Here is a 4,532-nt window from a genome sequence, read left to right on the forward strand (position 1 = left end):
GTGCGCCGCGCCTGCTACGCGGCCGACCGCACCGGTCACATGATCCTGCAGACGCTGTTCCAGAACTGCGTCAAGCTCGGCATCAACTTCTTCAACGAGTTCTACGTGCTCGACCTGCTCACCTCGAAGGACGAGAACGGCGGCACCCAGATCTCCGGCGTGGTCGCCTACGACCTCGCCACCGGCGAGCTGCACGTGTTCGCTGCCAAGGCGATCATCTTCGCCACCGGCGGCTTCGGCAAGATCTTCAAGACCACCTCCAACGCGCACACCCTCACCGGAGACGGCGTGGGCATCCTGTGGCGCAAGGGCCTCCCCCTGGAGGACCTGGAGTTCTTCCAGTTCCACCCGACCGGACTCGCCGGCCTCGGCATCCTCCTCACCGAGGGCGCCCGAGGCGAAGGCGCGATCCTGCGCAACTCGTCCGGTGAGCGCTTCATGGAGCGCTACGCCCCCACGATCAAGGACCTCGCCCCCCGCGACATCGTCGCGCGCAGCATGGTCAAGGAGGTCCAGGAGGGGCGCGGCGCCGGCCCCCACAAGGACTACGTGTACCTGGACTGCACGCACCTGGGCGCCGAGGTCCTGGAGACCAAGCTCCCCGACATCACGGAGTTCGCCCGCACCTACCTGGGCGTCGACCCGGTGACCGAGCCGGTGCCGGTCATGCCGACCGCGCACTACGCGATGGGCGGCATCCCCACCAACAACAACGCCGAAGTGCTGCAGACCAACGACTCCGTCGTGCCCGGCCTGTACGCCGCCGGCGAGTGCGCGTGCGTCTCGGTGCACGGCTCGAACCGCCTCGGCACCAACTCGCTGCTGGACATCAACGTCTTCGGCAAGCGCGCGGGCCGCAACGCCGTGGAGTACGTCAAGACCGTCGAGTTCCTCCCGCTGCCGGAGAACCCGGCCGCGTTCGTCAAGGACATGATCGAGGGCCTGCGCAACAACCAGGGCACCGAGCGGATCGCCACGTTGCGCAAGACGCTGCAGACCGAGATGGACAAGGGCGCTCAGGTGTTCCGCACCGACGAGTCCCTCACCCACGTGCTCGACGTCATCGAGGATCTGCGTGCCCGCTACAAGAACGTCCACGTCGACGACAAGGGCCAGCGGTTCAACACCGACCTGCTCGAGGCCGTCGAGCTGGGCTTCCTGCTCGACATCGCGGAGGTCGTCGTCTACGGCGCCCGCAACCGCAAGGAGAGCCGCGGCGGCCACATGCGCGACGACTACCCCAACCGCGACGACGAGAACTACATGGTCCACACCATGGCGTACCTGGTCGGCGACCCGCATTCCTCGGATGCCACCGACCACATCAAGCTCGGGTGGAAGCCCGTGGTCTTCACCAAGAATGAGAAGGGCGAGTTGAACTACCCGCCACTGGAGAGGAAGTACTGAGCATGTCCAACGCCGTCGCAGAGGCACCTGCCGAAGAGGCTCCGGTTCAGACGTTCCTCGTCACCTTCATCGTGCGTCGCTTCGACCCCGAGAAGGACGCCGAGCCGCACTGGGTGGACTACGACGTCGAGCTGTACGCGACCGACCGCGTGCTCGACGCCCTGCACAAGATCAAGTGGGAGATCGACGGCTCGCTGAGCTTCCGCCGCTCCTGCGCGCACGGCGTGTGCGGGTCGGATGCCATGCGCATCAACGGCCGCAACCGCCTGGCCTGCAAGACGCTGATCAAGGACCTGGACATCTCCAAGCCCGTCTACATCGAGGCCATCAAGGGCCTGCCGCTGGAGAAGGACCTCATCGTCGACATGGAGCCGTTCTTCGACTCCTACCGTGCCGTGCAGCCCTTCCTGATCGCCAACTCCAAGCCCGAGAAGGGCAAGGAGCGCATCCAGTCGGTGGCCGACCGCGCGATCTTCGATGACACCACGAAGTGCATCCTGTGCGCTGCGTGCACCTCGTCGTGCCCCGTGTTCTGGACCGATGGGCAGTACTTCGGCCCGGCTGCGATCGTCAACGCGCACCGCTTCATCTTCGACTCCCGCGATGACGCCGCCGACGTGCGCCTGGACATCCTCAACGACAAGGAGGGCGTGTGGCGCTGCCGCACGACCTTCAACTGCACCGAGGCATGCCCCCGCGGCATCGAGGTCACCAAGGCGATCTCCGAGGTCAAGCAGGCGATCCTGCGCAGCGGGCGCCGCTGAGGATCCCGGAATCCGACGCCATGCGCGCCCGACTGACTCGTTCGGCCGGGCGCGCGCTCGTCCTCGCCCAGCGCGCCGCGGCTCTCTTCCCCGTGCGCGTCTGGCGGCGCTTCCTGCGCCGCAACGGCTTCCTGCTCTCGGCGGGCATGGCCTATCAGGGCCTGTTCGCCCTGTTCGCGCTGCTGTACGTGGCGTTCGCCTCCGTGGGGCTGTGGCTGGGCGGCAGCGAACGCGCCGTGACGGTGCTGATCGAACTCGCCAACAGCTACCTGCCCGGCATCATCGGCCCCGACGGCATCGCGTCAGCCGACGACGTGCACGACATCGTGCAGGATGCCGGCGGAGCGTTCCTCTCCACCGGCGTGATCGCCATCGCCGTCGCGATCTGGACGGCCGTCGGCGCCGTGACGTTCACGCGCCGTGCGGTGCGGGACATCTTCGGCCTGCCGTTCGACACCCGCAGCTTCGTCGGGCTCAAGCTGCGTGACGCGCTGGGTGCGCTGATGTTCGGCGTGGCGCTGCTGGTCGGAGGCGTGCTGAGCATCGTCGGTGTCTGGGCGCTCACGCAGCTGACCGATCTCCTGGGCTGGAGTCTGCCGGACGGCGCGATCAGACGGACCGTGTCGGTGTCCTCGATCGTGGTGATCGTCGCCATCGACATCGCGACCATCGCCCTGCTGGTGCGATTCCTGACCGGGACCACGATCCGCTGGCGCACGATCTGGCCGGGCGCAGCGATCGGCGGGACGGCCGTCGCCGTGCTGCAGCTGGGCGCGGGGCTGCTGTTCACGCGCAGTCCGGGCAATCCCCTGCTGGCCACCTTCGCCGTCACGATCGCGCTGCTGCTGTGGTGCCGACTGGTCGCGGCGGTCATCCTGCTGGCGGCGACCTGGATCGCGGTGAGCGCCGGCGACCGTGACGAGCCGTTGGAGCGCCCGGATGCCGCAGCGCTCGCCCGCGCGCGCCTGGTGGCGGCCGAGCGGCTCGCTCGTGCGAGGCTGCAGGATGCCGCGGCCGAACTCGCGCGGGCGCGGTGGTGGGAGCGCAAGCGGCAGCGCGCCCAGCTGCGCGTCGCGCAGGAGGACTGGGAGCAGGCCGCGGCCGACGTGACCGGCGTGACTGTCGGAACCCATCGTTAGGCTGGAACCATGCCCCATCTGCGTATCGCCTCCGTCAACGTCAACGGCATCCGAGCGGCGGTGCGCAACGGCATCCACGGCTGGCTGGACGATGCCGGCATCGACATCCTGACGCTTCAGGAGGTCCGCGGTCAGGACGAGCACCTGGAGGCCGCCTTCCCCGGCTGGTCGATCCTGCACGATGCCGCCACGGCCAAGGGCCGGGCCGGCGTGGCCGTGGTCTCCAGGACGCCCGCACTGGCGTCCCGCACCGCTCTGGGCCCGGACGACTTCGACTCCGCCGGGCGCTGGCTGGAGGCCGACTTCGAGCTCGGCGGGGAACCGCTGACCGTGGTGAGCGCCTACGTGCACTCGGGCGAGGCCGACACACCCAAGCAGGTCGAGAAGTGGAAGTTCCTCGACGCGATGACAGAGCGGATGCTGCAGCTCGGCGCGAGCGGGGCGCAGGCGCTGGTGACCGGTGACCTCAACGTCGGGCACCGACCACTGGACATCCTGAACTGGAAGGGCAATGTCAAGAAGTCCGGTTTCCTCGCGCGGGAGCGCGCCTACTTCGACCGGTTCCTCGGCGCTGCCGGCGAGCCCGTCACCGGGCAGGAGGGCATCGGACGAGGCATGGTCGGCCAGCTCAGCGACACCCGCCCGTACGCCTCGGAGGCCGGCGGCAGAGGCCTGGGCTGGATCGACGTGGGGCGCGCCGCGCACGGCGAGGTGAACGGCCCGTTCACGTGGTGGTCCATGCGCGGGCAGGCGTTCGACAACGACAGCGGCTGGCGCATCGACTACCACCTGGCCACTCCCCCGCTGGCGGCGCGCGCCAGCGGGTACACGGTCGCCCGCGCTGCCACCTACGCCGAGCGCTGGAGCGACCACGCCCCGGTGATCGTCGACTACGCGTACTGACTCCTCCTGCACAGAACTGGGTTTTTAACGAGTTATCCCCCGTTGTTGGGGATCCGCTCGCTGACCCCGCAGTCACGAGGTAGCGTCGAAGACACCGGTCGCGCTGACACGCGAGCCGACCGCACCGGAGGGGAGAATCGTGACGATCATGACTGAAGAGACGCACACCTCACAGAGTCCTGAGCCGACGCTGGCCACCATCGCCAGGCTGGTCGAGCAGACCATCGTCGAGGGCCAGGAGACTCGCGCTCGAGTCGATGCGCAGGGATGCTCCTATGGATGTCAAGCAGTGAGGACGTAGTAGATCTCGCGGGCGATG

Annotated in this window: 4 protein-coding genes; all 4 read left to right on the forward strand. The window is 68.2% G+C overall.

All coding sequences use genetic code 11. The features are described 5' to 3' along the window. Window positions 1–1,407 (forward strand): FAD-binding protein (locus tag Q0568_RS15130; RefSeq protein ID WP_298867983.1); only part of this gene is annotated, 1,407 nt, incomplete at its 5' end. A gap of 2 nt (window positions 1,408–1,409) precedes the next feature. Next, entirely contained in the window at window positions 1,410–2,171 is a 762-nt protein-coding gene (locus Q0568_RS15135) for a succinate dehydrogenase iron-sulfur subunit (protein WP_298867985.1), read from the forward strand. A 20-nt stretch (window positions 2,172–2,191) separates the two neighbouring features. Next, entirely contained in the window at window positions 2,192–3,310 is a 1,119-nt protein-coding gene (locus Q0568_RS15140; protein WP_298867987.1) for a YihY/virulence factor BrkB family protein, read from the forward strand. A 9-nt stretch (window positions 3,311–3,319) separates the two neighbouring features. Continuing rightward, on the forward strand, window positions 3,320–4,213 hold the full coding sequence (locus Q0568_RS15145; RefSeq protein WP_298867988.1) for an exodeoxyribonuclease III: 894 nt from the start codon (window positions 3,320–3,322) through the stop codon (window positions 4,211–4,213). Window positions 4,214–4,532: the final 319 nt, after the last annotated feature.

This window comes from uncultured Microbacterium sp. (assembly GCF_937927635.1).
In the GTDB taxonomy this organism is placed as follows: Bacteria; Actinomycetota; Actinomycetes; order Actinomycetales; family Microbacteriaceae; genus Microbacterium.

Coding starts and splice junctions, on each gene's coding strand:
- Q0568_RS15145 (WP_298867988.1), top strand. CDS start 3,320: ATGCCCCATCTGCGTATCGCCTCCGTCAACGTCAACGGCATCCGAGCG.
- Q0568_RS15135 (WP_298867985.1), top strand. CDS start 1,410: ATGTCCAACGCCGTCGCAGAGGCACCTGCCGAAGAGGCTCCGGTTCAG.
- Q0568_RS15140 (WP_298867987.1), top strand. CDS start 2,192: ATGCGCGCCCGACTGACTCGTTCGGCCGGGCGCGCGCTCGTCCTCGCC.